The following is a 22,085-nucleotide window of genomic DNA, read 5'->3' as shown; positions in this document are numbered from 1 at the left end:
TTAAAGGTGAAAAGGAGAGATAACAATGAAGAGGATTTCTTATATTGAAGACTTTGAGCAATGGGAAAGTGGTTTTTCGTTTTACAACCCTGTAAAGGTTCGTTTTGGTGAAGTAGATATGTTTGGACATGTAAATAATGTCGTTGCTTTTACTTATTTTGAAGAAGCTCGTATTGCGTTGTTTAAAGAACTTGGATTTATGCAAGAGTGGACACATGCATCATCAGAAACGATGATCGTTGTTGCGGATTTACAATGTAATTTTATTAAGCAAATATATTTTGATGAACAGCTGAAGGTGTATGTAAAGGCAGGATCGGTCGGGAATTCTTCTTTAGATTTACATTATATGGTGAAGAATGCAGCAGGAGAGGTTTGTTTAGTAGGTCGTGGAATGATGGTTCAAGCGTCGAAAAAAACAGGAAGAGGCGAACCATGGCCTGAAGAATGGAAGAAGAAATTAATACAATAATAGAGTGAAAGAAAAATAAGAGAGCAATTTGCTCTCTTATTTTTTGTCTTCCATCGCTTCTTCTAATGTTAAGTGATGTTTATATAGGTATGTAGCGTATGGATTACCAACGTAGCGTAAGTGCCATGGTTCATATGCATATTCTGTTGTATCTGTTTTATCTTCTAAGTAACGAATGACAAAGCCGAATTCATGAGCGTGTTCTGCGACCCATTTTCCTTCTGCTGTCTCCCCGAAGATAGGCTCTAATTGAAATTTAGCTGATTTTGAACTAATATCCATTGCTAAACCCGTTTGGTGTTCACTTGTACCAGGAATTGCGCTTACCGAATTAGCTTCGGCTTTTCCTTGACGTCTAACGTATGTATCATGCAACGATTTTTGGCGTTTGTATGAACGATAACCAGATACAGCTGTAAGATCAAGCCCTTCTTTTTTCGCAGCTTTAAACATGTTTTCAAGTGCCTCTGCAGCATCTTTTCGCAGCAATGTTTTTTCTTTATCTTTTGGACTAATAAATGGTACATTTGGTCTCGTTAAGTCTTCAGGAATGTATCCATCTGGTAGTTTTCGATGTTTATTAATTAAGACAAGATTAGATTTTGGATTTGTTACAACTGAAAAGTCATTGTCTATTTTCTTTGCATTATGATCAGCTTTTGGAAAAGCAGGAATCTCTTCTTTTTTATGGTTATTATGCTTTTGACTTTCGACAGCTTTTGCTTCATTATTTAGTGGTGTTTTAGAACCAAAGTAAGCGAAAGATGTGATACCGATTACAATAGTAGTGGCAGAAATAATTATTATCTTTTTCATGATGCCTTGTAATCACAGTCCCTTCTTCATAAAATGTGTAATGTTTTTTTTATTATAAATCTAGTTTGTTGGAAAAGGAATATAAGAGTCATAACGTAATAGAAATGCAAAGAAAATGTCAGAAAATGTGTGAATTTGTAGTATTTTTTTATATAATTCATTTCTTATCTTTCATGAAATGCATTTTTTATGTAATATATATACATAAGAAGATGTAGCGATTATCGAGAATAGAGAACTTCTTGTATAGACTAGGAGTGAATGGGAATGGATTTTGCAACAATTATTGGACTTATTTTAGGATTTGTAGCAGTGGTAGTAGGGATGGTCGTCAAGGGCGCTGACATAACAGCCTTATTAAATCCTGCCGCAGCATTAATTATTTTTATCGGTACATTTGCTGCAGTATGTATTGCATTTCCGATGAATCAACTAAAAAGGGTTCCAAAACTATTTAAAGTTCTTTTTGGTTCAAATAAAAAGGATTTAAGTTATGAACAGTTGCTAGAATTATTTGTTCATTGGACATCTGAAAGTAGAAAATACGGTATTTTGTCTTTAGAGCAACAATTAGACAAAATTCAAGATGAATTTCTTTTGCGCGGTATGAAATTTGTGATTGATGGCGTATCCGCAGAAGATTTAGAGCAGATTTTGGAATCTGAATTAGAGGCAATTGAAGAAAGACATGCAAAGGGAGCTGCTATTTTTTCACAAGCTGGTACGTATGCACCGACATTAGGAGTTTTAGGTGCTGTTATCGGTCTTGTAGCTGCGCTTGGTAACTTAACTGATATTGAAAAGTTAGGTCATGCTATTTCGGGTGCGTTTATTGCAACGATTTTTGGTATTTTTTCAGGTTATGTATTATGGCATCCATTTGCAAATAAGTTAAAGCAAAAATCTTCAGCTGAAATTGAGAAAAAACGTTTAATCATTGATTGTTTATTAATGTTACAAGAAGGTACATATCCGTTTATTATGAAGAACCGCATTTTAGGTGCACTTTCTGCAACTGAGCGTAAAAAGCTAGAAAAAGGAGCAGAAAAAAATGCGGAGTAAGAAAAATAGAAGAGGTAAAAAGAAAAAACATGATGAGCATATCGATGAAACGTGGTTAATCCCATATTCTGATATGTTAACGTTGTTATTTGCATTGTTTATCGTTTTATTCGCAATGAGTAGTATAGATGCTGCGAAGTTTAAACAGATGGCAGTTGCTTTTCGAAGTGAATTAGCTGGGGGAACAGGTAACAAAGAATTTTTAAGTGATCAAAAGCCAAATGATGAAAAAGAATTATCAGCAAGTAGCCTTGAGGCAGAACAAGCAAAAAAACAAGAAGAAGCTAGAGCTAAAGAAAAAAAAGAGATGGATGAATTGAAAGCATTACAAAAAAAGATTGATCAATATATTAATGAAAAACAATTATCCTCTTCTTTTCAAACTAAATTAACTGAAAAGGGATTAATGGTGACAATATTAGAAAATATACTGTTTGATTCGGGGAAAGCAGATGTGAAATTAGAATCTTTAGGGATTGCAAAAGAGATGTCTAGCTTACTTGTTTCAGCGTCACCTCGTGAAATTACAGTATCGGGTCATACAGATAATGTCCCTATTGCCAATGCGCAGTTTGCGTCGAATTGGGAATTAAGTACGCAGCGGGCAGTTAATTTTATGCAAGTATTACTGCAAAATAAAGAATTACAACCAGAAAAATTTAGTGCGATTGGATACGGAGAATACCGTTCAATTGCTCCAAACGATACACAAGAAGGAAAGGCAAAGAATAGACGTGTGGAAGTATTTATCTTGCCTTTAACAGAGAAAGTAAAATAAAAGAGGATGGCGAATGCCATCCTCTTTTATTTTACTTCAAATGATTTTAAGTTGTCGCGACGGATTTTATCTTTTTCTGCATCTGATTTTTTGAAATCATAATCATATAAAGCGCCTTCCCAATCGCCATACATTGGATTCGGGAAAATAATGAATTTCTCACCAAATTGTGCTTTTGAATCTGCTACTGTTTGGTTACGATCTTTTACAGATTTTCCATCAAAACCTGTGAAATCAGATAAGTTATCACCGAAGAATAAGACAATATCATGAGTTTGAGAAACGAGTTCACGGCGTTTTTCTTTTCCTTTTTCTTTCGGATCTTGTAGTAATATATGTTCTTTCGTTGCTTGAGGAGCACCTACACGCTCAAGATTTTTAATTGTTGCATCTAGTTGATTCGTTTTACGATTTGAGATGTAGTAAATATCTACACCTTTAGACTCTGTATATTTTAAGAAATCAATTGCGCCTGGAAGGGCTTCAGCCTCAGCTTTGCTAATCCAATCATCCCATTTGTAAGGATAGCCTTTGCCTGTTTTTACGCTCATTGCTTGATGAGGACTGTTATCTAAAACAGTTTCGTCTAAATCAAGCACGATAGCAGGTTTTTTCTCTGTCCCTTTTGCAAGAATTGCATCAAGCTTTAATTGACCAATGTTGTACCCTTGGTAGTAAAGTGCTTTCGCTTCACCGGCTGTTTGATACCATAAATCAGCCATTAATTGTTGTTCTGTTAATTTTACTTTCTCTTCTTTTGCCACTGTTTTCTCTGGTGTTCCTGAACATGCTACAAGTGATGTAGATAGAACCGCTACAGATAATAAAGTGGTAATGCCCCTCTTCATCTTCATATGTATCCTCCTTGATGTTAGAAAATCATTTTATATTATATATTAAAATATAATATTTTTATATGAACATTTGCATATTGTCTTTTGTATATATAGTAGTATGTCCTATATTAGAAAGATGAGCAAAATAATAATAGTTATTTTGACAAGTTTTATTGTCGTAATGACAATTATAATTGACAAAAAGAAATTTGTTATTTACAATTTTAACTAAATAGAACAAATGATGGATTAATGACGATGTTTACATATAAGAGGATGAAGCGTGGTGCTATATTTTGTCTTGAATAAACATAGTCTTTGAAAGAGAGTACGAATGATACTAAAGGGGAGGCTTTATACTTGAGTTTACAAATTCAAAACTTAACGAAACAATTTGGGGAATCAAAAGCAGTTAACGGTTTGCAAATTTCGTTACCAAAAGGTGAAGTACTAGGGTTACTTGGACGAAATGGTGCAGGGAAAACAACAACAATCAAAATGCTTCTCGGATTATTAACGCCTAATGAAGGTTCGATTACATGGGATGGAAAAGCATTTGGAAATAGTGGTGTAACAATTGGGTATTTACCAGAAGAAAGAGGTTTATATACAAAAAGTAGAGTAATAGATCAGCTGCGATATTTTGGTCGATTAGAAGGAATGTCGAAGAAAGAAGTGGATCACGCTATTGATCACTGGTTAGAGCGTTTAGCGATACCAGAATATAAATTTAAAACGGCTGGAGAGCTTTCAAAAGGGAATCAGCAAAAAATCCAATTAATTGCTGCTCTTCTTCATAATCCGGAACTTCTCATTTTAGATGAACCATTCAGCGGCCTTGATCCAGTTAATGCTGGGATGTTATCTAGTATTATTGAAGAACAAGTACAGAGCGGAAAGACGATTATTTTATCAAGTCATCGTATGGAACAAGTAGAGGCTTTTTGCCAACATGTATGTATTTTGAAAAAAGGTGAAGCAGTCGTAAAAGGACAGCTAAGTGATATTAAGAAAGAATACGGTTTCCGTAATTTAACGATTGAAGATACAGTAGAGAATGAAAAGGGATTAGAAGCTATACATGTATCGTATGAAAAACAACAAGGCCTTCTTTATGTGAAAGTACAAGACGATGCGGAAGCTCTCAAGATTTTGCAACAGTTGCAAGAGCAAGGTGTTAGCTTACGACAATTCAAAATGTTAGAGCCGACGTTAAACGAAATCTTTGTAGAGAGGGCGAAATAACGATGCGTAAATTTTCTCACGTATTTTCATTTTATTTTAGGGAAGCATTTTTATCTAAAAAATCATTAATTACGAGTGCGATTTTATTTTTAGTTGTGTTTGGGATTTTTGCATTTAATCATTTTACTTCAGGCGATGATAAAAATAAGGATAAAGATAAAATTGCAGTTGTAGTAGAGAGTTCCACATATAAAGTTCAAAAGGATGAGCTAAATAAGCTATTGCCATCAGCAAAAATAACAATTGGTTCAAAGGATGATTTTGATAAACTGCATAAGCAAGTAGAAGAAGGTGATTTAGATGGTCTATTCCATGTGACGGAAAAGGGTGGGGCTCCATCGATTACATATATGTATAATGGATTTCCAAGCCAAGCAACTTCTGCAATTATGGCAGGATATTTAAAGCAACAATATACGATGGTGACGATTGCCAAAAATAATGTTTCACCAGAAATTGCACAGCAATTACAAACAGAAATTCAAGTAAAGCAAGAAGCGATAAAAGATCGTACATCTTCTTTCGGAATTGCCTATTTCTTTACATTTGCTTTATATATGTTTATTGTAGCGTTCGGAAATACAATCGCAATGAATATTGCATCTGAAAAGGCGTCACGTGTAATGGAAGTAATGCTTCCGAAAGTGAAGCCTCTTACGATGATGTATGCGAAAATTTTAGCGGTTGTTTCAACGGCGTTATTGCAACTTGTCATATTGGCGTGTGGTTATCTTATTCCATATTTGTTAGGTTGGGTCGATTTAGAAAGTGCCTCACTATTTGGTATTCCAATTGACTTTACGAAATTAGATGCAAAGGTTATCAGCATGTTTCTTGTTTATTTCATTACGGGATATTTACTTTATGCGATGATGTATGCTGCTGCTGGAGCTGTTGTGTCTAAGACGGAGGATTTACAAGCTGTATCTTTCCCGGTAATGATTTTAATTATGGCTGCATTCTTTATTAGTATTAAATCATTAAGTGATCCGAATAGTACTATCGTTGTTGTAAGTTCTTACGTTCCATTTTTTACACCGATGGTTACCTTCTCACGTATTGTAGCTGGTGAAGCAGGTATGCTAGAAATTACGATAACATTAGCAGTCTTATTGGCGACAATTGCGGTATTAAATGCTGTTACAAGCCGCATTTACGTAAACGGGGTAATGAATTACTCAGATAAAGTGAAATTTAAAGATTTAGCGAAATTTATAAAGCGTCAATAATGAGAGAAAAGCATGATTTCCTATTGAAATCATGCTTTTTCTTTATGTATAAATTAAAAATAGTATATAATAATAAGAGTCGTCTTTTAATAGAATGAATAAAAAGGAGGGTGTGCAGATGGGGATTAGTAGTCGTTTTACAGTAGGTGTTCATATGCTGACATTACTTGCGATAGATCGAAACTCTCGCTGTACCTCTGAATGGATTGCCGGTAGTGTGAATACAAATCCAGTTGTGATTCGTCGCATTACAGGAATGTTGAAGAGAGCAGGACTTGTTGATGTACAAGCTGGTAAAGGTGGTACGACACTTGCTCGAGATTTAGAAGAAATTACATTACTTGATGTATATAAAGCAGTGGAAGTTGTAGAAGAAGGACAGCTATTTTCCTTCCATGAAAATCCCAACATTGAATGTCCAGTAGGAGCTAATATTCAATCAGTATTAGAAATTATTTTAATGCAAGCGCAAGAAGCGATGGAAAACGTACTTGCAAATGTAACGGTAGATCAATTAGTTACAAATTTAAAGTCTAAAATGAAAGAATAAAAAAAGCGAGCTTCCTCATAATGAGGGCTCGCCTTTTTTTATTCAGAAATATTGAAAATTCTATTTTTCAGTATTTAAAATGAATTTACCTACGATAGCTGCGAAGATACCACCAAGAATTGGTGCTACGATGAATACCCATAGTTGAGAAAGTGCTTCTCCACCAACAAATAAAGCTGGTGCGATACTACGAGCTGGGTTAACAGATGTTCCAGTTAACGGAATTCCTAATAAGTGAATTAAAACTAATGTGAAACCAATTACTAGTCCAGCTAAAGAAGAACTTCCTTTTTTACCTGTTACAGCAACGATAACTAAAATAAATACGAAAGTTAAAATGAACTCAACTAAAAATGCTCCAGATAAACCAAGAGTTCCGAAACCATTTTGTCCTAAATTATCTAAAGGTGTTTTAGCAGATTTTAAAATTGTTACTAACGTTGCAGTTCCTAATAAACCACCTAAAATTTGAGCTAATACATAATAACAAAGTTCCATAGCGTTCATTCGTTTGTTGATGAACATAGCTACTGATACTGCTGGGTTAATGTGACATCCAGAAATTGTTCCGATGCTATATGCCATAGCTACAATAGATAGACCGAAAGCCATAGCGATTCCTAATGTTCCAATTCCTTCAATTCCGCCGCCAGTGACAGCTACTCCAGTTCCGAATAATACAAGTACAAATGTACCAATAAATTCAGCGATTGCTTTTTTTAACATAATTTACCTCCTATTAATGCGCATGAAACGTATTATAACATAAGTTTTAGTATAAGCAGCCAATGAAATACTATTCTGATAAGGCGAAATAGGGGGACAATAAAAAAGAGTATGGTTCATCTCTATAGAACCATACCCTTTTTTTATGCCGATTTTTTCTGTTTAACGACTGGAACAGAACGGTTTAAAATACTATTTGCAACCATTCCTAACATGATAATAATCATTCCGATGAGAGAAAGTCCTCCAGGGAGTGAACCATTTAAGAAAATGATTTCTCCAAGTACGGTAAAGACCATCGTTCCAGCTTGTGTTGCTTCAACAGCTCCAAGTAGAGCGAGGTTATCTTTTGCTAAGTCAGTAGCAAAGAAAAATGTCATCGTTGCAATAACGCCGGAACATAATGCTAACAAAAATCCTTGAAGCATTTGGTTGGATGTTGGAATGCCAGTAGTAGAAAATCCGTATATACCAAGCAAGATTGTTATAGGAAGACTTCCAATTGCCATTCCTAATACACGTTGGAACGTATCAAGGCGTCCACCAACAAGCTCCATCATTTTTCGGTTACCGAACGGATATAAGAAAGCGGCTAATACGACAGGTAAAAAACCTGAAATGAACTGAGTCATTGTAATATGGCCTGCGGCAGTTGCTTGCATACAAATTACACCAAGTAAAATAAATAATGCAACATATAAGCTACGAAGTGGAATTTTTCCACGTACAAGTTTCGTACCTGATTTTGTTTCTATTTTCACGAAAAATAGTGGTGATAGTAGTAAACCAGCTAAAATCGTAACTTGCCAAGTTCCAGCAACGAGCCAAGCTGGAGAAAAGACAGCTGCAAAACTTAATAAAGAATAAAAACCAATACCGGCAACAGAACCCCATCCGATCCATGCCAATGGATGTTTTTTTAACTCTTCCCATAATCCCCTAAAGTTTTTGCGAAATAAAACGATAAGGAATAAAATAGGAAGAGCAAATAAAAAACGGAAGGAAGCTGTCCAAGCCCAGCTCGTTCCAGATACATTCATTGCTCTATTGATAATAAAGGTTGCAGAAAAAAAGGCCGATGATAAAAGGCCTAATAAAATTGCGCGCATGAAGTATAGCACTCCTTTCGAAAATAAATAATTATGTATAGTATGATATACTTTTTGTGAATAAAAGTAAACTATTTTATACTTTAAGGTGGTTTTATATATGAAAGAAAATGAAGATATGCAAACGAAAGAAGTCATTCAACAAGTTGGACAGTTATTGAGACAAATTCGAAATGAACAGAAATTAAGTTTAGAAGAATTAGCTCATAAAACAGGAGTTAGTAAATTAACATTAGGAAAGATCGAAAGAGGGGAAACAAATCCGACGCTAGCTGTCATTTGGAAAATAACGAAAGGGTTATCAATTCCTTTATCCAGATTAATGGTTGTTGGAGAACCTGTAGCTGTTGCGCGCTGTGGAGAAGGATTTGCAGTAGATGAAGGGCAAGCGTGGCATTTAGAAACGATGTTCCGTTATACGAAAGAAACAGGGATGGAAATGCACCGTGCTTGTTTACGATCAAATAGTATATATGAACCAGAAGCTCATCATGAAGGTGCGATTGAGCTTGTAACGGTAATGAAAGGGAAAGTATCGATTCAAGTAGAAAGCGATGTATACGAATTAAATGAGTTTGATTCCATTCAATTTGAAGCGAATAAGAAGCATATTTATAAAAATGAAGAAGAAGAAGTGGCAGTATTACATTTAACGATGAAATATTCTTCATGAAAAAATCACCTATAGGATTCTATAGGTGATTTGCTCTTCTTAAGTATGTGAAATGATGCCGTTAGTACGAACGTGGCATAAGTAATAAACAAATGAAATAAACTAAAAATCCTGTCCCAAAACATAAAACAGCAATAATCCAAATGATACGAATAAGAGTAGAGCTAATATCAAAATATTCTCCTAAACCACCACATATACCAAATAGCATTTTATCAGTTTCAGATTTACATAACTTTTTTGACATATTCCAATCAACTCCTTTTTATATCAAACTGCATACTTTTATTCTATATGGAAATTTATGAGAAGACTATGGGGTTGTATTACATTTTTTTGTGAGAAGCGATCGTATTAATTGTCTTAATTTTCAGTGGATATTAAACTTGTAGTTATGAGTTGATTTTTAATAAAGGGTGGGGAAATAGAGATGACAGTATATTGGTTGAATAACGTAATGCTTGAATCAGGATATACATATGAAGAAGAGAGAATTTCACAAACAGAAACAGAATTATGCAGTTTACTTATTGAAGATGGTCGAATTAAAAAAATTATAAAAGGGATTATTCAAGAGGAAGATATAGTAACTTTTGATGCTAAGCACTTATTAATGTTGCCAGCTTTCAAAGAGATGCACATTCACATTGATAAAACATATTATAGTGGCCCATGGAAAGCTTGTATGCCAGCAGAAAGTATTTTTACACGTTTTAATGAAGAAGAAAAAATTTTACCAAAGCAATTAGCGACTGCCCAAAATAGAGCGGAAAATATGCTAGAGTTACTACTGCAAAATGGTGCAACGAATATTAGAACGCATTGTAATGTCGATCCGATTATTGGGCTTGGTAATTTGGAGGCGACGTTAGCGGCATTAGAAACATATAAAAATCGAGTGTCTAGTAGAATTGTTGCGTTTCCGCAACATGGATTATTGCGCAGTGATTCTGTGCAACTCGTGAAAGATGCGATGCGTATGGGTGCTCATCTAGTTGGAGGGGTAGATCCAGCTACAGTGGATAATGACATTGAAAAGTCATTACATACAATTATGGATATCGCAGTAGAATTTAATGCGGATGTTGATATTCATTTGCACGATGCGAATAATCTTGGAACGTTTACGATGAAGAGATTGGCAAGTTTAACAGAAGAAGCAGGATGGCAAGGCCGTGTAACGATTAGTCATGCAATTGGACTTGGTGGTGTTACTGATAAAGAGGCTGAGGAAGTGGCAGAAAGACTCGCAAATGTAAATATTGATATTACTTCAACAGTGCCAATTGGTAAACAAGTAATCCCAATTCCGTTATTAGATAAAAAAGGTGTTAAGGTTTCATTAGGAAATGATAGCATTACAGATCACTGGTCACCGTTTGGAACAGGTGATATGCTTCAAAAGGCGAATCGATTAGCAGAGCGTTTTGGGTGGAGTGACGAAGGGTCTTTAGGAAAAGCACTCCGCTTTATTACAGGAGGAAAAGAAACGTTAAATAATGAAGGAAAGCGAGTATGGCCGAATGTAGGGGATGAAGCGAGCTTTGTTTTGACGAATGCGACATGCGCTGCTGAAGCAGTAGCGCGTCAAACAGAAAAACGTTTAGTCGTGTATAAAGGAAATATTGTTGTTGGAAGTTTAAATGAGGTGGAATTAAATAATCTTGTGTAGAAGAATCGTTTAAATATTTTGAGGAGGGTTCTAATGGTGAGTATAGAACTCTTCTTTTTTATTCTTACAATATATTTTTATAGGAAAGCTAGAAGGGATGAAAAAATTGGACAATCAACATAACCAAAATCATATTATGGGAACTTTGCAATGGTTTATATTTCTATTAGCAAATTCAATCGCACTACCAATTGTCGTTGGAGGATTATTTCATCTTACGACGGAAGAAATATTTTATTTAATGCAGCGTACGTTTTTTGTAGTTGGTATATCTTCTTTCTTACAAGGATGGATTGGGCATAGACTGCCAATTGCGGATGGACCAGCTGGATCTTGGGTTGGTGTATTTACAGTACTTGCTTATGCAACGGCCGGACAAGATCAATTGCATAGTACACTGCAAATTTTAGAGTTAGGAATGATAATCTCCGGTGTTATTTTAATAGGATTAGGAGTAACTGGTTTTATAGGACGTATTTTATTTTTATTTACGCCAGTTGTGACAGGGACGTTTTTACTTTTATTATGTTTACAATTAAGTGGTGTATTTTTAAAAGGAATGCTAGGAATTACAGCTACTATTTCTCAAATCGATGGATTTACAGCGATAATTGCGTTTAGTATATTTTTGTTCGTTATTATACTGTCTAATTTTGGAAAAGGTTTTGTCAAAAGTTATGCAGTTTTAATAGGATTAATTAGTGGGTGGATTATTTTTCTTATTGCAGGAAAATTGACAATCCCATCTCAAGTAACTCATTTTGTGCAACTTCCACATATATTTGCTTGGGGACTTCCAAAGTGGAATATAGGTATGGCTGTATCAAGTTTCGTTATGGTATGTATTTTAGTTTCGAATACGGTGGCAGCTATTATAGCAATTAATCAAGCAACTATTCATAAAGCGACTATTGAACAAAAACAGTTGAAAGATGGAACATGGGTTGGGGGGATTTCACATATCATCTCTTCTGTATTTTCAACTGTAGGTGTCGTACCATTACCAGCAACGGCAGGATTTATACGTTTAACAAAACAAAAGTATATACGATCGTTCTTAATGGCATGTGCGTTACTAGTCGTAATGTCTCTTTTTCCAAGTATTATTCGTTACTTGGCATCTTTACCATCTGCTGTCGCATCGGCTGTTTTAATGGCTTCGTTCGTACAGTTAATTGGAATTGGATTTAATAATATAAAACAAGTGCCGATGAGTGAAAGGAATGTAACGATTTTAGGCGTTGCAGTATTATTTGGCAGCGGCGTTATGTTTTTACCGTCTGGAGCACTCCAATCCTTGCCGTCTGTTATGCAATATATATTTGGTAATGGTTTATTTGTAGGTACGGTTGTAAGTATATTGCTAGAACAAATATGGCGTGTTGGAAAGTGAGTGGATAAAAAGAGTGTACGCACTGTATAAAAGTCTAAAATAACATGTGAAATAAAGCCCATTTTCATTCACCACCTGCACATTTCGTTCATACAATATCTTGACTAAATAAACACCCAACTTACACATACACAGCTCTGGCTTAAGCAAGGAGGGTTATACCAGTTGAAGGAAAAAGCGTATCAATCTAAACCTTTACTCACAAAGAGAGAGAGAGAAGTATTTGAATTGCTGGTTCAAGATAAAACAACGAAGGAAATTGCAGGTGAACTTTTTATAAGTGAAAAGACAGTTCGCAACCACATCTCAAACGCAATGCAAAAGCTAGGGGTTAAAGGACGTTCACAAGCAGTTGTTGAGCTTCTTCGCATGGGAGAGCTCGAACTATAAGAAAGCAGCCGACTTTTATATAAAAGTCGGCTATTTTTTTTGTTTATATTTTGAACTTAAAAAAGGTATCTCAGACTGTGAGGGGGAAGATATGTTTAAGAAAGAAATGTTAAAAATAACTATTTTAAAATATGATGAGGTATCCTTGTCATTCATGGATAAGAAGGTGCAAATATGAAGTTGTATTTTAAGGATATGGAGATAGGTGAAATTAAAGATGTTTTTGGAGATATGCCATGGATGTATGGAACAATTCGTCTATACGAGAATAGTAAAACGTTCCAAAAATATTTTCGTGAGATGGTAGACGAAGATAGTGCATTTGATTTTGAAAGCATAGACCCTGAATTTTTACATGAAGAAAATTGGTCTATTTTTGATGAGGATGATCAGCGGTATTTAAGGATTGATATACCTGCTATTCATATGGAGGATACAACAATTGCGTGGCGTTGGAGATAAAAGCTATACAGTTGTGAACATCTTCGTACGAAAGAATTCAAACGATAACAATAAGCTGAATTTTATACAAAAGGTCAGCTTATTGTTATCGTTTTTTTCGCTTGCTATATGAATGATAAGAACACTCCATACATAAATAGGTAGTAAGGAGGGGATATGTTGAAAAGGATATTGTTAGTTTCAACAAGCGCTCATGATATGAATGGACACCCGACTGGTTTGTGGTTGGAAGAGCTCGCAGCTCCTTATAATTTGTTTAAAAAAGCTAAGTTCGATGTTGATATTGTGTCGATACAGGGTGGTAGAGTACCGATTGATAGAGTGTCTATTCCGAACGGGATACCTCGTGAGTTTAAGCATGTTGCATCTTTGTTGCAAAATACGAATCCGATCTCAACGGTTCATTTTTCGGATTATGATGCGGTTTTATTTGGTGGTGGGCACGGGGCGATTGTAGATTTTGCGGGTAATCCGTATGTTGCAAATTTGATTGAAAATATGTACAACAATAACCGGATTGTGGCGGCTGTTTGTCACGGAGTAAGTTCTTTAGTCGGTGTGAAAAATAAAGATGGTTCGTTTTTTGTTGCCGGTAAGCGTATAACAGGTTATACAAATGATGAGGAAAAAGCTGTGCATTTAGAAAAGCGAGTGCCGTTTTTATTAGAAAGTAAATTGAAAGAAGAAGGGGCTTTGTTTTATGTGGCTCCAAATTTCACGCCGCATGTTGTAGTAGATGGGCGTTTAATTACAGGGCAAAACCCGCATTCTAGTATGGAAATAGGGAAAGCTATAAGGAGAGCTGTAAATAAAGTATAGAAAAAATGCTCGTTACTTATAAAGGTAGCGGGCATTTTTCTATAGTATAAATGACCCCTTAAACTAAAAAGATATATTGAGTATAGTGACTTCATTTATAATTAATTGTGAATTTGCTATACTATCTTGTATGGACAAAAGGGGAGGCTCTTTTAATGAGAAAAGTTGCATGTGCAAACACTTATATTAATAAAATAAAGCCCGTTATTAGAAAAACGAGTTTTAGTCAATTGAAAATAGATGAAATTGCGAAGTATATGGATATTAGTAAAGCTACTTTATATAAACGTTTTTCTTCAAAAGATGAGATTATTGAAGCTGTGGTAGAAGATTTTATGAACTACCTTCTTGAAGGAGATGCGGATAATCAAGATGAAAGTATGTCTTTTACAGAACGTTTCCAAAAGACGTTTATTCACTCTTTAAAATGTGTGACGTATATTTCAGATGTCTTTTTACAAGATTTGAAAGAGGCATATCCGCACTTATCTGATCAGTTAGTCGCTGCGCAACAAAATCGTAATCATAATTTGCAAATGTTTTTTGAAGCTGGTATGGAACAAGGTTACTTTAATAAAATGAACGCACAATTATTTATGGTGCAAGATGACGTGATGTTAAGACGTATTATAGATCATTCTTTTTGTATTCAGTACGATATTACGTTAAAGAAAGCGATACTTGATTTTTATCAACTAAAGAAGTATCAACTTTTTAAACCAGAGTATATAGAAGCAATTGATGATTCGGAAATTGAAAAAGAAGTTATTGCTATTTTGCAAATGATTTCGTAAAAAAGCAGGTTTTCCTATAGTAATGGAAAACCTGCTTTTTTATTACATGTTATTTTTTACGTATTGCAATACTAATTCAGCTACTGCACCACCTGAAGCTGGGTTTTGACCAGTGATAACACGATTATCTTCTACAGCGAAAGCTTCCCAAGGCTCTGCAGCTTTTTCGTAAAGTCCTCCATTTTTAATGAGTTCATCTTCTGTTAAAAATGGAACAAATTGATCTAATTCAGCTAGTTTTTCTTCTTCATTTGAAAATCCTGTTACTTTTTTACCGCTAATTAAACGTTCCCCATTACTTAATGTAATGTGAAATAAACCAGCAGCTCCGTGACAAACAGAGGAAACGATTCCTCCATTTTCATAAATGTTACGGCTAATCATTTGAAGTTCTTTATTTTCTGGGAAGTCCCAAATCACACCGTGACCACCTGCGTAATAAATAACAGCATAGTCTTCTGGATTCACCTCACTCGGTTTCATTGTAGAACCGAGACGATTCATAAATTCTTTCTTTTGATACCATTCCCAATCGATGCTCTCCGCCATTGCTAAACTATGCGGGTCAATCGGTGTATAACCACCTTGTGGGCTAACATAATCTACTTCGTAACCAGCTTCTTCAACTTTTTTAACGAAATGGACAGCTTCACCAAGCCAAAGACCAGTAGCTCGATTTAAATTTGGATATTTTTCTACGCTCGTTAATACAACTAACATTTTTTTCTTCATCATAATCCTCCTGTAATGTTTCTTCTATATAAAAATTTATTATTTTATTAAGTTAGAAATTGCAAATTTGAATAACCATGTCAGCCCTCTTTATATCGGATTCGAAATTAGTGTATAACAATTTTTGAACAAAGTAAACTAAAAACACTAAATTAGTTTACTTTGTATATTTTTCGTTGACAAACTGTAATGCTGAAACTATGATAGTTCCATGAATATCGAACAACATACATGTTTCGTTTCGGATCCAGTTTGTCGCGCGATAAATATATACATTTGATGAAGTTGTTTAGTAGCGATAGAGGCGCTGAATAACTTTATTTTTCATTTTTATTTACAGTTACTATAATCAGGAGAGGTGTTACACATGGGAAAAGATATAAGTAACCATTCAAAATGGTTTGTTTTCACATTATGTTTTATCGTTTTATTAGGACCGATGAATGCGGTTTTATTTAATGTTGCGTTAGAGGATATGGCTTATGATTTATCCATTAGTCAATCGAAAGTAAGTTGGGTTGTAGTAGGTTATTCCTTATTTGTCGGTGTTGGTTCGATAATATATGGGAAGCTTGCTGATCGTTATAGTGTAAAAAAACTATTGATTATTTCAATTATCATATTTGTAGCTGGGTCCATTATTGGATTTGTAAATCAATCTTATGCGATTGTCATTTTTGCAAGATTAGTGCAGGCGAGTGGGGGCGCGGCGTTTATTGCGCTTAGTATGATTGCGGTAGCAAAATTAGTCGCTCCTGCTAAGAAGCCTGGTGCTTTAGCGATGATTAGTTCTTCTATTGCATTAGCGGTTGGTATTGGTCCTTTAGTTGGTGGGGCTATTACAAATACACTAGGGTGGCCATATTTATTTTTATTTATGGTTATTTCAGTATTGGGGATTTTCTTGCTTATAAAATTTATGCCAGAAGAAGCGCGTCATACGGAAGAAGCGTTTCATTTTGATTACATTGGAGCGGCGTTACTATTTGTATTTATTACGACTGTTTTGTTAGGTGTTAATATGAATAGTTGGCTATTTGTGTTATCGATAATTTCCTTATTTTTATTCACGGTTCGTATGAAGAAAGCGGAGCATCCATTTATCGATATTGAGTTATTTTCGAACAAAGCATTTCTTCGTTTAATAACAGTCGGATTTATAATTAATGTGGCGTTATGTGCTAGTTTATTATTATTGCCATTGCTGTTAGGAAGAGAGCATGGATTGTCTCCATTCGTTATCGGAATTGCATTGTTTGTTGCATCACTCTTTGGTATTGTATCTAGTTTTATTACCGGGAAGATTGTCCCTTCGTTTGGAAATGTGAACATGATTTATGTAGCGTCTGTCCTTATGATTGTTGGCTTTTTAATTTTAGGGCTTATTCCGAATGGGAACTTAATAGTTATTTTAGTAGCGATTATTTTAACGTTTATGAGTTATTCTGCCATTCAAGTATCATTGAACACATTTATACCGAAAACATTACATGTAGCTAAAGTTGGAGTCGGTCTTGGTTTATACAATTTAATTAACTTCTTCGGTATGGCATTTGGACCAGCTGTAGCGAGCAAAATTATGGAATCCACAAATAGTTATCGTTTTAATTTTATGTTAATCGTCATTTTAATTGCTGCTCATTTCTTCTTATTAATGGGAATGTCTTCTTTTCAAAAAAAGATGGAGCAATGAATATGCACTTTATATAGAAGAAACCGACTTTCTTATAGAAGGTCGGTTATTTTTCTATCTTGCAAATTACGAAAAAAAGGAGCAAAATAAAAAAGGTCCTAGTCTATACATGGGCAAATGAAAATTTTCATACAGAAGCATTTGAAGTGAGCGAACTTAAAGTGTGTAAAATATAATGATAAACATAAAAGATGATGAATGAGAAAACGGGTGATGAAGTTGAATAGAGCAATCGGTGTTATCGATTCAGGAGTTGGCGGTTTAACAGTAGCGAAGGAATTAATTCGTCAGTTGCCGAAAGAGCGTATCATATATTTAGGAGATACAGCACGTTGTCCTTATGGTCCACGTTCTCGAGAAGAAGTACGTCAATTTACGTGGGAAATGACGGAGCATTTACTAGATTTAAATATTAAAATGTTAGTTATTGCGTGTAATACAGCAACTGCAGTTGTATTAGAAGAGATGCAAAAACAATTACCAATTCCAGTAGTAGGAGTTATTCACCCAGGATCACGTACAGCTTTAAAAGTGACAAACACGTATCACGTTGGGATTATTGGAACGATTGGAACGGTGAAAAGTGGTGCATACGAAGAGGCGTTAAAGTCTATTAATAACCGTGTTATGGTAGAAAGTTTAGCTTGTCCACCTTTCGTTGAACTTGTAGAGAGTGGGAATTTCGAAAGTGAAATGGCGTATGAAGTTGTAAGAGAAACGCTGCAACCACTGAAAAGTACCGATATTGATACACTTATATTAGGGTGTACACATTATCCGATTTTAGGACCTGTTATTAAAAAAGTAATGGGAGATAAAGTGCAACTAATTAGTTCTGGTGATGAAACAGCACGTGAAGTAAGTACAATCTTATATCATAGTAAAATGTTGAATGAAGGAGAAGAACAAAGCGATCATCTCTTCTTAACAACAGGAAAAATAGACTTGTTTAAAGAAATTGCATCAAAATGGTTCGGTCAACCGATTGAAAATGTGAAGCATATTCATTTAGAAAAAGAATAATAGTAGAATTCATATAAGTGAGCTCCTGAGAAATCAGGAGTTTTTTGTTTATCCCGCTATTTTCCGCGCAGTAAGACCTCCACCTCAAAATTCAGCGGAAGAAAAGAAGTTATGTGGGGATGAACAAAACCCCCATTGATTAAAGTTTCACTATATAAGAGGCACGGTTTGTTCTAAAATGTGAAACAGCTCGTATACATAATAGTACAAACTTAGATTTTAGGGGGGAATGGCATGCCTAAATCCACTTTTAAATGGGTTGTTGGTGCTACTGTGAGCGCTGTTTTACTAACAGGGTGTGGCTTTATAAATCAGGAGAAAGCAACTGAACAAATTGATCCGCCAAAACAAGTTACGTATACAGAGGGTGGGAAGAAAGAAGTAGCTAAAAAAGATAAGCAAGGGCAAATGGTAAATAGAGAACTATACCTTGTTGATAAAAATGGTTATGTTGTACCACAAACGTTAGCTATACCTACTCCGAAAGCAAATGAGACTGTGAAGCAAACGTTAGAATACCTTGTGAAAGATGGACCGGTAACAAATTTATTACCGAATGGATTTCGTGCAGTCATTCCGGCGAATACAACGATGACCTTAGATTTGAAAAAGGACGGGACGGCAGTTATTGATTTCTCTAAAGAAATGAAAAATTATGCGAAAGAAGAAGAGCGTCAAATCGTTGAATCTATAGCGTGGACGTTGACGCAATTTACAGAGATAAAACAAGTGCAGTTCCAAATAAATGGTGAGAAATTGGCGAAGATGCCTGTTGGGGGTACACCGCTTGGTGAAGGAGTGAGCCGTGCAAATGGTATTAACTTCGATGATGAACAAGTAGCAGATGTAACGAATACAAAACCAGTCACATTGTATTTCATGGCGCAAAATAATAATAAACAGCAATACTACGTACCAGTCACACGTCGCGTTGCGGAAGGTAAAGAAAATGACTATGCAGCAATTATAGATGAGCTTGTAAAAGGTCCGATTCATCAATCGCTCCTGAATGATTTTAATCCAGGCGTTAAGCTTATTACGAATCCGAAATTACAAGACGGAAATCTTACATTAAACTTTAATGAAAATATATTTGTAAACCCAGATAAAAATATGATTTCAAATTACGTACTGAAGTCGTTAGTTTTATCTTTAACAGAAAAGAAAGGTGTGAAAAATATTTCTATTGAAGTGAATGGAAAAGCAAATCTTATAGATGAAAAGGGTGGAAAGTTAATAAAACCTGTAAATCGTCCAGAAAACGTGAATACAGGTAGTTTTTAATCTTGAATAATTTGATATACTTGTAAGAAAGGAGAATTGCTTTTTGGGTTCTCCTTCTTTTATTGTATACATATCATACGTTTAAATTTGGCTATACTAACGAGTAGTAATTAAGAGGAGGTTATTTTTATGCGAGTAGATGGTAGAGAGAAAACAGAATTACGCCATATACATATTCATACGAATTATTTAAAACATCCAGAGGGATCTGTATTAATTGAAGTTGGGGATACAAAGGTGATTTGCTCAGCAACAATTGAAGAGCGTGTCCCGCCGTTTATGCGTGGAGAAGGAAAAGGATGGGTAACAGCTGAATACGCGATGATTCCGCGTGCAACAGAACAACGTACGATTAGGGAGTCAAGTAAAGGGAAAGTAACAGGACGTACAATGGAAATCCAGCGTTTAATTGGACGAGCATTACGTGCGGTAGTTGACTTAGAAGCACTTGGTGAAAGAACGGTTTGGATTGATTGTGATGTTATTCAAGCGGATGGTGGAACGAGAACTGCTTCTATTACAGGTGCATATGTAGCAATGGTATTAGCGTTTGAAAAGCTATTACAAGCAGAAAAAGTATCTAAAATTCCAGTAAAAGATTATTTAGCAGCAACGTCAGTAGGAATTGTTGAAGAACAAGGTGTTGTTTTAGATTTAAACTATGCAGAAGATTCTAAAGCAGACGTTGATATGAACGTGATTATGACTGGAAAAGGTCAGTTTGTTGAAGTGCAAGGAACTGGAGAAGAAGCGACGTTTAGCAGAGCACAGTTAAATGAATTACTTGATGCTGCAGAACAGGGCATTTTCCAACTGATTGATATGCAAAAAGAAGCGTTAGGCGACATCGTATCTCATATAGAGTAGAGGTGGAAAGTATGAAACAAGTTGTTGTAGCGACAAAAAATATGGGGAAAGTACGTGAATTTGCTGAGTTATTTGAGCGATTTGATTTAGAAGTAAAATCATTACACGATTTTCCTCATATTGATGAAGTTGAAGAAACTGGTGAAACATTTGAAGAAAATGCAATTTTAAAAGCGGATAGTTTGAGCAAACAGCTGAATGCAATCGTAATTGCGGATGATTCAGGTCTTATTGTAGATGCTTTAAACGGAAAACCAGGCGTGTATTCAGCTCGTTTTGCTGGTGAACCAAAAAATGATCAAGCAAATATCGATAAAGTGTTACAAGAATTAAATGGCATTGACTTTGAAAAGCGTAAAGCTCGTTTCTATTGTGCATTAGCAGTTGCTTTCCCTGAAGGTGATAAAAAGCCTGTCATTGTAAATGGGACATGTGAAGGATTTATTTTAGAACAACGCCGCGGAGAAAATGGTTTTGGATACGATCCGATCTTTTATGTGGAAGAATACAAAAAGGCAATGGCGGAATTAAGTTCAGATGAGAAAAATGCTATTAGCCACCGTGGTCGTGCTCTTCGTAAGTTAGAAGAAAAAATCCCAGAATGGTTTTTAGAAGAATAAGGGAGAGAGAGCGATGAAAGCTTTAATCGTAAGCGATAGTCATAGCTCTGTGAAGGAATTACAGCAGTTGAAAGAGAAATATGAAGGGAAAGTAGATATCATGATTCATTGCGGTGATTCAGAGCTAACACCTGCTCATGAAGAACTGCAAGGTTTCCATGTTGTAAAAGGAAACTGTGATTATGCTAACTTTCAAGATGAAATTGTAACTGATGTAAATGGAATTCGCTTCTTAGTTGTGCATGGACATCGCCATAATGTGAAAATGACATTACAAACGCTAGCGTACCATGCTGAAGAAGTAGGAGCGCAAGTTGCATGCTTCGGACATTCTCACGTATTAGGTGCGGAATTAATCGACGGCGTTTTATTTATTAATCCAGGCAGTATTTTATTACCACGTCAGCGTGTAGAAAAGACATTTGCTTTATTAGAAATGGATGAAAATCAAATGGAAGTTCGTTTTGAAACATTAGACGGACAACTAGTTGAACAAGCAGTTTTTAAAAGAGGATAAGAAAATTTATCCTCTTTTAAAAAAGGTGTTGACTTTATGTATGGTTATACATATAATAAATATTGTCGATAGGGCAACGGCGCTAACGAAGAAAAGAAAATAACATATGCGGGTGTAGTTTAGTGGTAAAACAAGAGCCTTCCAAGCTCTGGTCGAGAGTTCGATTCTCTTCACCCGCTCCATGTCCCAGTAGCTCAGCCGGATAGAGCATACGCCTTCTAAGCGTACGGTCGGGAGTTCGAATCTCTCCTGGGACGCTAAAAAAACCTTGTTATCTTTTGATAACAAGGTTTTTTGTTTGTCTAAAATTTGATGTTTGGGTT

The 22,085-nt window shown here is 35.3% G+C and carries 25 protein-coding genes and 2 tRNA genes; 21 read left to right on the top strand and 6 right to left on the bottom strand.

The genetic code is table 11. The annotated features are described in order from the left end of the window. Nucleotides 1–25: 25 nt before the first annotated feature. Nucleotides 26–472 carry an acyl-CoA thioesterase gene (locus F3I02_RS07230; RefSeq protein ID WP_000822733.1) on the top strand — a complete coding sequence of 149 codons (447 nt, stop codon included), beginning with the start codon at nucleotides 26–28 and terminating at the stop codon, nucleotides 470–472. 36 nt (nucleotides 473–508) lie between these two features. Here the strand turns inward: F3I02_RS07230 and F3I02_RS07225 are convergent, their stop codons facing one another. After that, nucleotides 509–1,288, bottom strand: a complete 780-nt coding sequence (locus F3I02_RS07225) for a M15 family metallopeptidase (protein WP_000720203.1) — start codon at nucleotides 1,286–1,288, stop codon at nucleotides 509–511. A gap of 267 nt (nucleotides 1,289–1,555) precedes the next feature. Between F3I02_RS07225 and motA the strand changes: the two genes are divergently transcribed. Further along, nucleotides 1,556–2,350 carry a flagellar motor stator protein MotA gene (gene motA, locus F3I02_RS07220; RefSeq protein WP_000344853.1) on the top strand — a complete coding sequence of 265 codons (795 nt, stop codon included), beginning with the start codon at nucleotides 1,556–1,558 and terminating at the stop codon, nucleotides 2,348–2,350. Beyond that, the gene (gene motB, locus F3I02_RS07215; protein ID WP_001256734.1) at nucleotides 2,340–3,128 is read left to right on the top strand and encodes a flagellar motor protein MotB; all 789 of its coding nucleotides are present in this window, start codon (nucleotides 2,340–2,342) and stop codon (nucleotides 3,126–3,128) included. The genes motA and motB overlap by 11 nt, the downstream gene beginning before the upstream one ends. Nucleotides 3,129–3,154: 26 nt before the next feature. Here the strand turns inward: motB and F3I02_RS07210 are convergent, their stop codons facing one another. Then, nucleotides 3,155–3,982 carry a 5'-nucleotidase, lipoprotein e(P4) family gene (locus F3I02_RS07210; RefSeq protein WP_000782758.1) on the bottom strand — a complete coding sequence of 276 codons (828 nt, stop codon included), beginning with the start codon at nucleotides 3,980–3,982 and terminating at the stop codon, nucleotides 3,155–3,157. 342 nt (nucleotides 3,983–4,324) lie between these two features. On the opposite strand from F3I02_RS07210, the gene F3I02_RS07205 reads away from it, so the two are divergent. From F3I02_RS07205 to F3I02_RS07195, 3 genes are all read left to right on the top strand, one after another. Continuing rightward, on the top strand, nucleotides 4,325–5,209 hold the full coding sequence (locus F3I02_RS07205; protein ID WP_000058121.1) for an ABC transporter ATP-binding protein: 885 nt from the start codon (nucleotides 4,325–4,327) through the stop codon (nucleotides 5,207–5,209). A gap of 2 nt (nucleotides 5,210–5,211) precedes the next feature. Beyond that, the gene (locus F3I02_RS07200; RefSeq protein WP_001224980.1) at nucleotides 5,212–6,438 is read left to right on the top strand and encodes an ABC transporter permease; all 1,227 of its coding nucleotides are present in this window, start codon (nucleotides 5,212–5,214) and stop codon (nucleotides 6,436–6,438) included. 118 nt (nucleotides 6,439–6,556) lie between these two features. Continuing rightward, on the top strand, nucleotides 6,557–6,988 hold the full coding sequence (locus tag F3I02_RS07195) for an Rrf2 family transcriptional regulator (protein ID WP_000512998.1): 432 nt from the start codon (nucleotides 6,557–6,559) through the stop codon (nucleotides 6,986–6,988). A 60-nt stretch (nucleotides 6,989–7,048) separates the two neighbouring features. Here F3I02_RS07195 and F3I02_RS07190 read toward each other — a convergent pair whose 3' ends face one another. Continuing rightward, complete coding sequence (locus tag F3I02_RS07190) at nucleotides 7,049–7,714, bottom strand: aquaporin (RefSeq protein WP_000913213.1); 666 nt, start codon at nucleotides 7,712–7,714, stop codon at nucleotides 7,049–7,051. 143 nt (nucleotides 7,715–7,857) lie between these two features. Then, the gene (locus F3I02_RS07185; RefSeq protein ID WP_001201630.1) at nucleotides 7,858–8,823 is read right to left on the bottom strand and encodes a DMT family transporter; all 966 of its coding nucleotides are present in this window, start codon (nucleotides 8,821–8,823) and stop codon (nucleotides 7,858–7,860) included. A 100-nt stretch (nucleotides 8,824–8,923) separates the two neighbouring features. Here F3I02_RS07185 and F3I02_RS07180 point away from each other — a divergent pair, with 100 nt between their 5' ends. Next, the gene (locus F3I02_RS07180; protein WP_074594244.1) at nucleotides 8,924–9,496 is read left to right on the top strand and encodes a helix-turn-helix domain-containing protein; all 573 of its coding nucleotides are present in this window, start codon (nucleotides 8,924–8,926) and stop codon (nucleotides 9,494–9,496) included. 61 nt (nucleotides 9,497–9,557) lie between these two features. Here the strand turns inward: F3I02_RS07180 and F3I02_RS07175 are convergent, their stop codons facing one another. Next, nucleotides 9,558–9,743 carry a PspC domain-containing protein gene (locus tag F3I02_RS07175; RefSeq protein WP_000038409.1) on the bottom strand — a complete coding sequence of 62 codons (186 nt, stop codon included), beginning with the start codon at nucleotides 9,741–9,743 and terminating at the stop codon, nucleotides 9,558–9,560. Between the two features lie 183 nt (nucleotides 9,744–9,926). On the opposite strand from F3I02_RS07175, the gene F3I02_RS07170 reads away from it, so the two are divergent. From F3I02_RS07170 to F3I02_RS07145, 6 genes are all read left to right on the top strand, one after another. Beyond that, the gene (locus F3I02_RS07170) at nucleotides 9,927–11,168 is read left to right on the top strand and encodes an amidohydrolase family protein (protein ID WP_000219552.1); all 1,242 of its coding nucleotides are present in this window, start codon (nucleotides 9,927–9,929) and stop codon (nucleotides 11,166–11,168) included. Between the two features lie 97 nt (nucleotides 11,169–11,265). Then, nucleotides 11,266–12,561, top strand: a complete 1,296-nt coding sequence (locus tag F3I02_RS07165; RefSeq protein WP_002164195.1) for a purine/pyrimidine permease — start codon at nucleotides 11,266–11,268, stop codon at nucleotides 12,559–12,561. A 165-nt stretch (nucleotides 12,562–12,726) separates the two neighbouring features. Next, on the top strand, nucleotides 12,727–12,951 hold the full coding sequence (gerE, locus tag F3I02_RS07160; protein WP_000659484.1) for a spore germination transcription factor GerE: 225 nt from the start codon (nucleotides 12,727–12,729) through the stop codon (nucleotides 12,949–12,951). 174 nt (nucleotides 12,952–13,125) lie between these two features. After that, a complete protein-coding gene (locus F3I02_RS07155; RefSeq protein WP_000780763.1) occupies nucleotides 13,126–13,413 on the top strand; it encodes a hypothetical protein in 288 nt (95 codons plus the stop codon). 156 nt (nucleotides 13,414–13,569) lie between these two features. Further along, complete coding sequence (locus F3I02_RS07150; RefSeq protein ID WP_002164194.1) at nucleotides 13,570–14,232, top strand: type 1 glutamine amidotransferase domain-containing protein; 663 nt, start codon at nucleotides 13,570–13,572, stop codon at nucleotides 14,230–14,232. A gap of 155 nt (nucleotides 14,233–14,387) precedes the next feature. Then, on the top strand, nucleotides 14,388–15,026 hold the full coding sequence (locus F3I02_RS07145) for a TetR/AcrR family transcriptional regulator (RefSeq protein WP_001233028.1): 639 nt from the start codon (nucleotides 14,388–14,390) through the stop codon (nucleotides 15,024–15,026). 42 nt (nucleotides 15,027–15,068) lie between these two features. On the opposite strand, the gene F3I02_RS07140 is transcribed toward F3I02_RS07145, so the two are convergent. Next, nucleotides 15,069–15,758 (bottom strand): type 1 glutamine amidotransferase domain-containing protein, encoded by a 690-nt coding sequence (locus tag F3I02_RS07140; protein ID WP_000728508.1) that lies wholly within the window; start codon nucleotides 15,756–15,758, stop codon nucleotides 15,069–15,071. 367 nt (nucleotides 15,759–16,125) lie between these two features. Here F3I02_RS07140 and F3I02_RS07135 point away from each other — a divergent pair, with 367 nt between their 5' ends. The 8 genes from F3I02_RS07135 to F3I02_RS07100 all read left to right on the top strand — a co-directional run bounded on the left by F3I02_RS07135 (nucleotide 16,126) and on the right by F3I02_RS07100 (nucleotide 22,019). Further along, nucleotides 16,126–17,451 (top strand): MFS transporter, encoded by a 1,326-nt coding sequence (locus F3I02_RS07135; RefSeq protein ID WP_196477780.1) that lies wholly within the window; start codon nucleotides 16,126–16,128, stop codon nucleotides 17,449–17,451. A 213-nt stretch (nucleotides 17,452–17,664) separates the two neighbouring features. Beyond that, nucleotides 17,665–18,474: a glutamate racemase gene (gene racE, locus F3I02_RS07130; protein ID WP_000774004.1), complete on the top strand. Its 810-nt coding sequence runs from the start codon at nucleotides 17,665–17,667 to the stop codon at nucleotides 18,472–18,474. A 234-nt stretch (nucleotides 18,475–18,708) separates the two neighbouring features. Continuing rightward, a complete protein-coding gene (gene gerM, locus F3I02_RS07125; protein ID WP_196477779.1) occupies nucleotides 18,709–19,758 on the top strand; it encodes a spore germination protein GerM in 1,050 nt (349 codons plus the stop codon). 129 nt (nucleotides 19,759–19,887) lie between these two features. Continuing rightward, on the top strand, nucleotides 19,888–20,625 hold the full coding sequence (gene rph / locus F3I02_RS07120) for a ribonuclease PH (protein ID WP_001261765.1): 738 nt from the start codon (nucleotides 19,888–19,890) through the stop codon (nucleotides 20,623–20,625). A gap of 11 nt (nucleotides 20,626–20,636) precedes the next feature. Further along, nucleotides 20,637–21,245 (top strand): XTP/dITP diphosphatase, encoded by a 609-nt coding sequence (locus F3I02_RS07115; RefSeq protein WP_000815924.1) that lies wholly within the window; start codon nucleotides 20,637–20,639, stop codon nucleotides 21,243–21,245. A gap of 13 nt (nucleotides 21,246–21,258) precedes the next feature. Continuing rightward, a complete protein-coding gene (locus tag F3I02_RS07110; protein ID WP_000645501.1) occupies nucleotides 21,259–21,762 on the top strand; it encodes a metallophosphoesterase in 504 nt (167 codons plus the stop codon). A gap of 108 nt (nucleotides 21,763–21,870) precedes the next feature. Beyond that, a tRNA-Gly gene (locus tag F3I02_RS07105) sits at nucleotides 21,871–21,944 on the top strand. 1 nt (nucleotide 21,945) lies between these two features. Beyond that, nucleotides 21,946–22,019: transfer RNA gene (locus tag F3I02_RS07100), tRNA-Arg, on the top strand. Nucleotides 22,020–22,085 lie beyond the last annotated feature (66 nt).

It is taken from the genome of Bacillus sp. SRB3LM, from assembly GCF_015712745.1.
Lineage (GTDB): Bacteria > Bacillota > Bacilli > Bacillales > Bacillaceae_G > Bacillus_A > Bacillus_A thuringiensis_K.
Note: the sequence above shows the minus strand (reverse complement) of the source record. Positions and strands in the feature narration are given on the sequence as shown.

Bases quoted from the DNA above. Each gene is read 5' to 3' on its own strand.
- F3I02_RS07230 (WP_000822733.1), top strand. From the start codon at position 26: ATGAAGAGGATTTCTTATATTGAAGACTTTGAGCAATGGGAAAGTGGT.
- F3I02_RS07225 (WP_000720203.1), bottom strand. From the start codon at position 1,288: ATGAAAAAGATAATAATTATTTCTGCCACTACTATTGTAATCGGTATC.
- motA (WP_000344853.1), top strand. From the start codon at position 1,556: ATGGATTTTGCAACAATTATTGGACTTATTTTAGGATTTGTAGCAGTG.
- motB (WP_001256734.1), top strand. From the start codon at position 2,340: ATGCGGAGTAAGAAAAATAGAAGAGGTAAAAAGAAAAAACATGATGAG.
- F3I02_RS07210 (WP_000782758.1), bottom strand. From the start codon at position 3,982: ATGAAGATGAAGAGGGGCATTACCACTTTATTATCTGTAGCGGTTCTA.
- F3I02_RS07200 (WP_001224980.1), top strand. From the start codon at position 5,212: ATGCGTAAATTTTCTCACGTATTTTCATTTTATTTTAGGGAAGCATTT.
- F3I02_RS07195 (WP_000512998.1), top strand. From the start codon at position 6,557: ATGGGGATTAGTAGTCGTTTTACAGTAGGTGTTCATATGCTGACATTA.
- F3I02_RS07190 (WP_000913213.1), bottom strand. From the start codon at position 7,714: ATGTTAAAAAAAGCAATCGCTGAATTTATTGGTACATTTGTACTTGTA.
- F3I02_RS07185 (WP_001201630.1), bottom strand. From the start codon at position 8,823: ATGCGCGCAATTTTATTAGGCCTTTTATCATCGGCCTTTTTTTCTGCA.
- F3I02_RS07180 (WP_074594244.1), top strand. From the start codon at position 8,924: ATGAAAGAAAATGAAGATATGCAAACGAAAGAAGTCATTCAACAAGTT.
- F3I02_RS07175 (WP_000038409.1), bottom strand. From the start codon at position 9,743: ATGTCAAAAAAGTTATGTAAATCTGAAACTGATAAAATGCTATTTGGT.
- F3I02_RS07170 (WP_000219552.1), top strand. From the start codon at position 9,927: ATGACAGTATATTGGTTGAATAACGTAATGCTTGAATCAGGATATACA.
- F3I02_RS07165 (WP_002164195.1), top strand. From the start codon at position 11,266: ATGAAAAAATTGGACAATCAACATAACCAAAATCATATTATGGGAACT.
- F3I02_RS07155 (WP_000780763.1), top strand. From the start codon at position 13,126: ATGAAGTTGTATTTTAAGGATATGGAGATAGGTGAAATTAAAGATGTT.
- F3I02_RS07150 (WP_002164194.1), top strand. From the start codon at position 13,570: ATGTTGAAAAGGATATTGTTAGTTTCAACAAGCGCTCATGATATGAAT.
- F3I02_RS07145 (WP_001233028.1), top strand. From the start codon at position 14,388: ATGAGAAAAGTTGCATGTGCAAACACTTATATTAATAAAATAAAGCCC.
- F3I02_RS07140 (WP_000728508.1), bottom strand. From the start codon at position 15,758: ATGAAGAAAAAAATGTTAGTTGTATTAACGAGCGTAGAAAAATATCCA.
- F3I02_RS07135 (WP_196477780.1), top strand. From the start codon at position 16,126: ATGGGAAAAGATATAAGTAACCATTCAAAATGGTTTGTTTTCACATTA.
- racE (WP_000774004.1), top strand. From the start codon at position 17,665: ATGAAGTTGAATAGAGCAATCGGTGTTATCGATTCAGGAGTTGGCGGT.
- gerM (WP_196477779.1), top strand. From the start codon at position 18,709: ATGCCTAAATCCACTTTTAAATGGGTTGTTGGTGCTACTGTGAGCGCT.
- rph (WP_001261765.1), top strand. From the start codon at position 19,888: ATGCGAGTAGATGGTAGAGAGAAAACAGAATTACGCCATATACATATT.
- F3I02_RS07115 (WP_000815924.1), top strand. From the start codon at position 20,637: ATGAAACAAGTTGTTGTAGCGACAAAAAATATGGGGAAAGTACGTGAA.
- F3I02_RS07110 (WP_000645501.1), top strand. From the start codon at position 21,259: ATGAAAGCTTTAATCGTAAGCGATAGTCATAGCTCTGTGAAGGAATTA.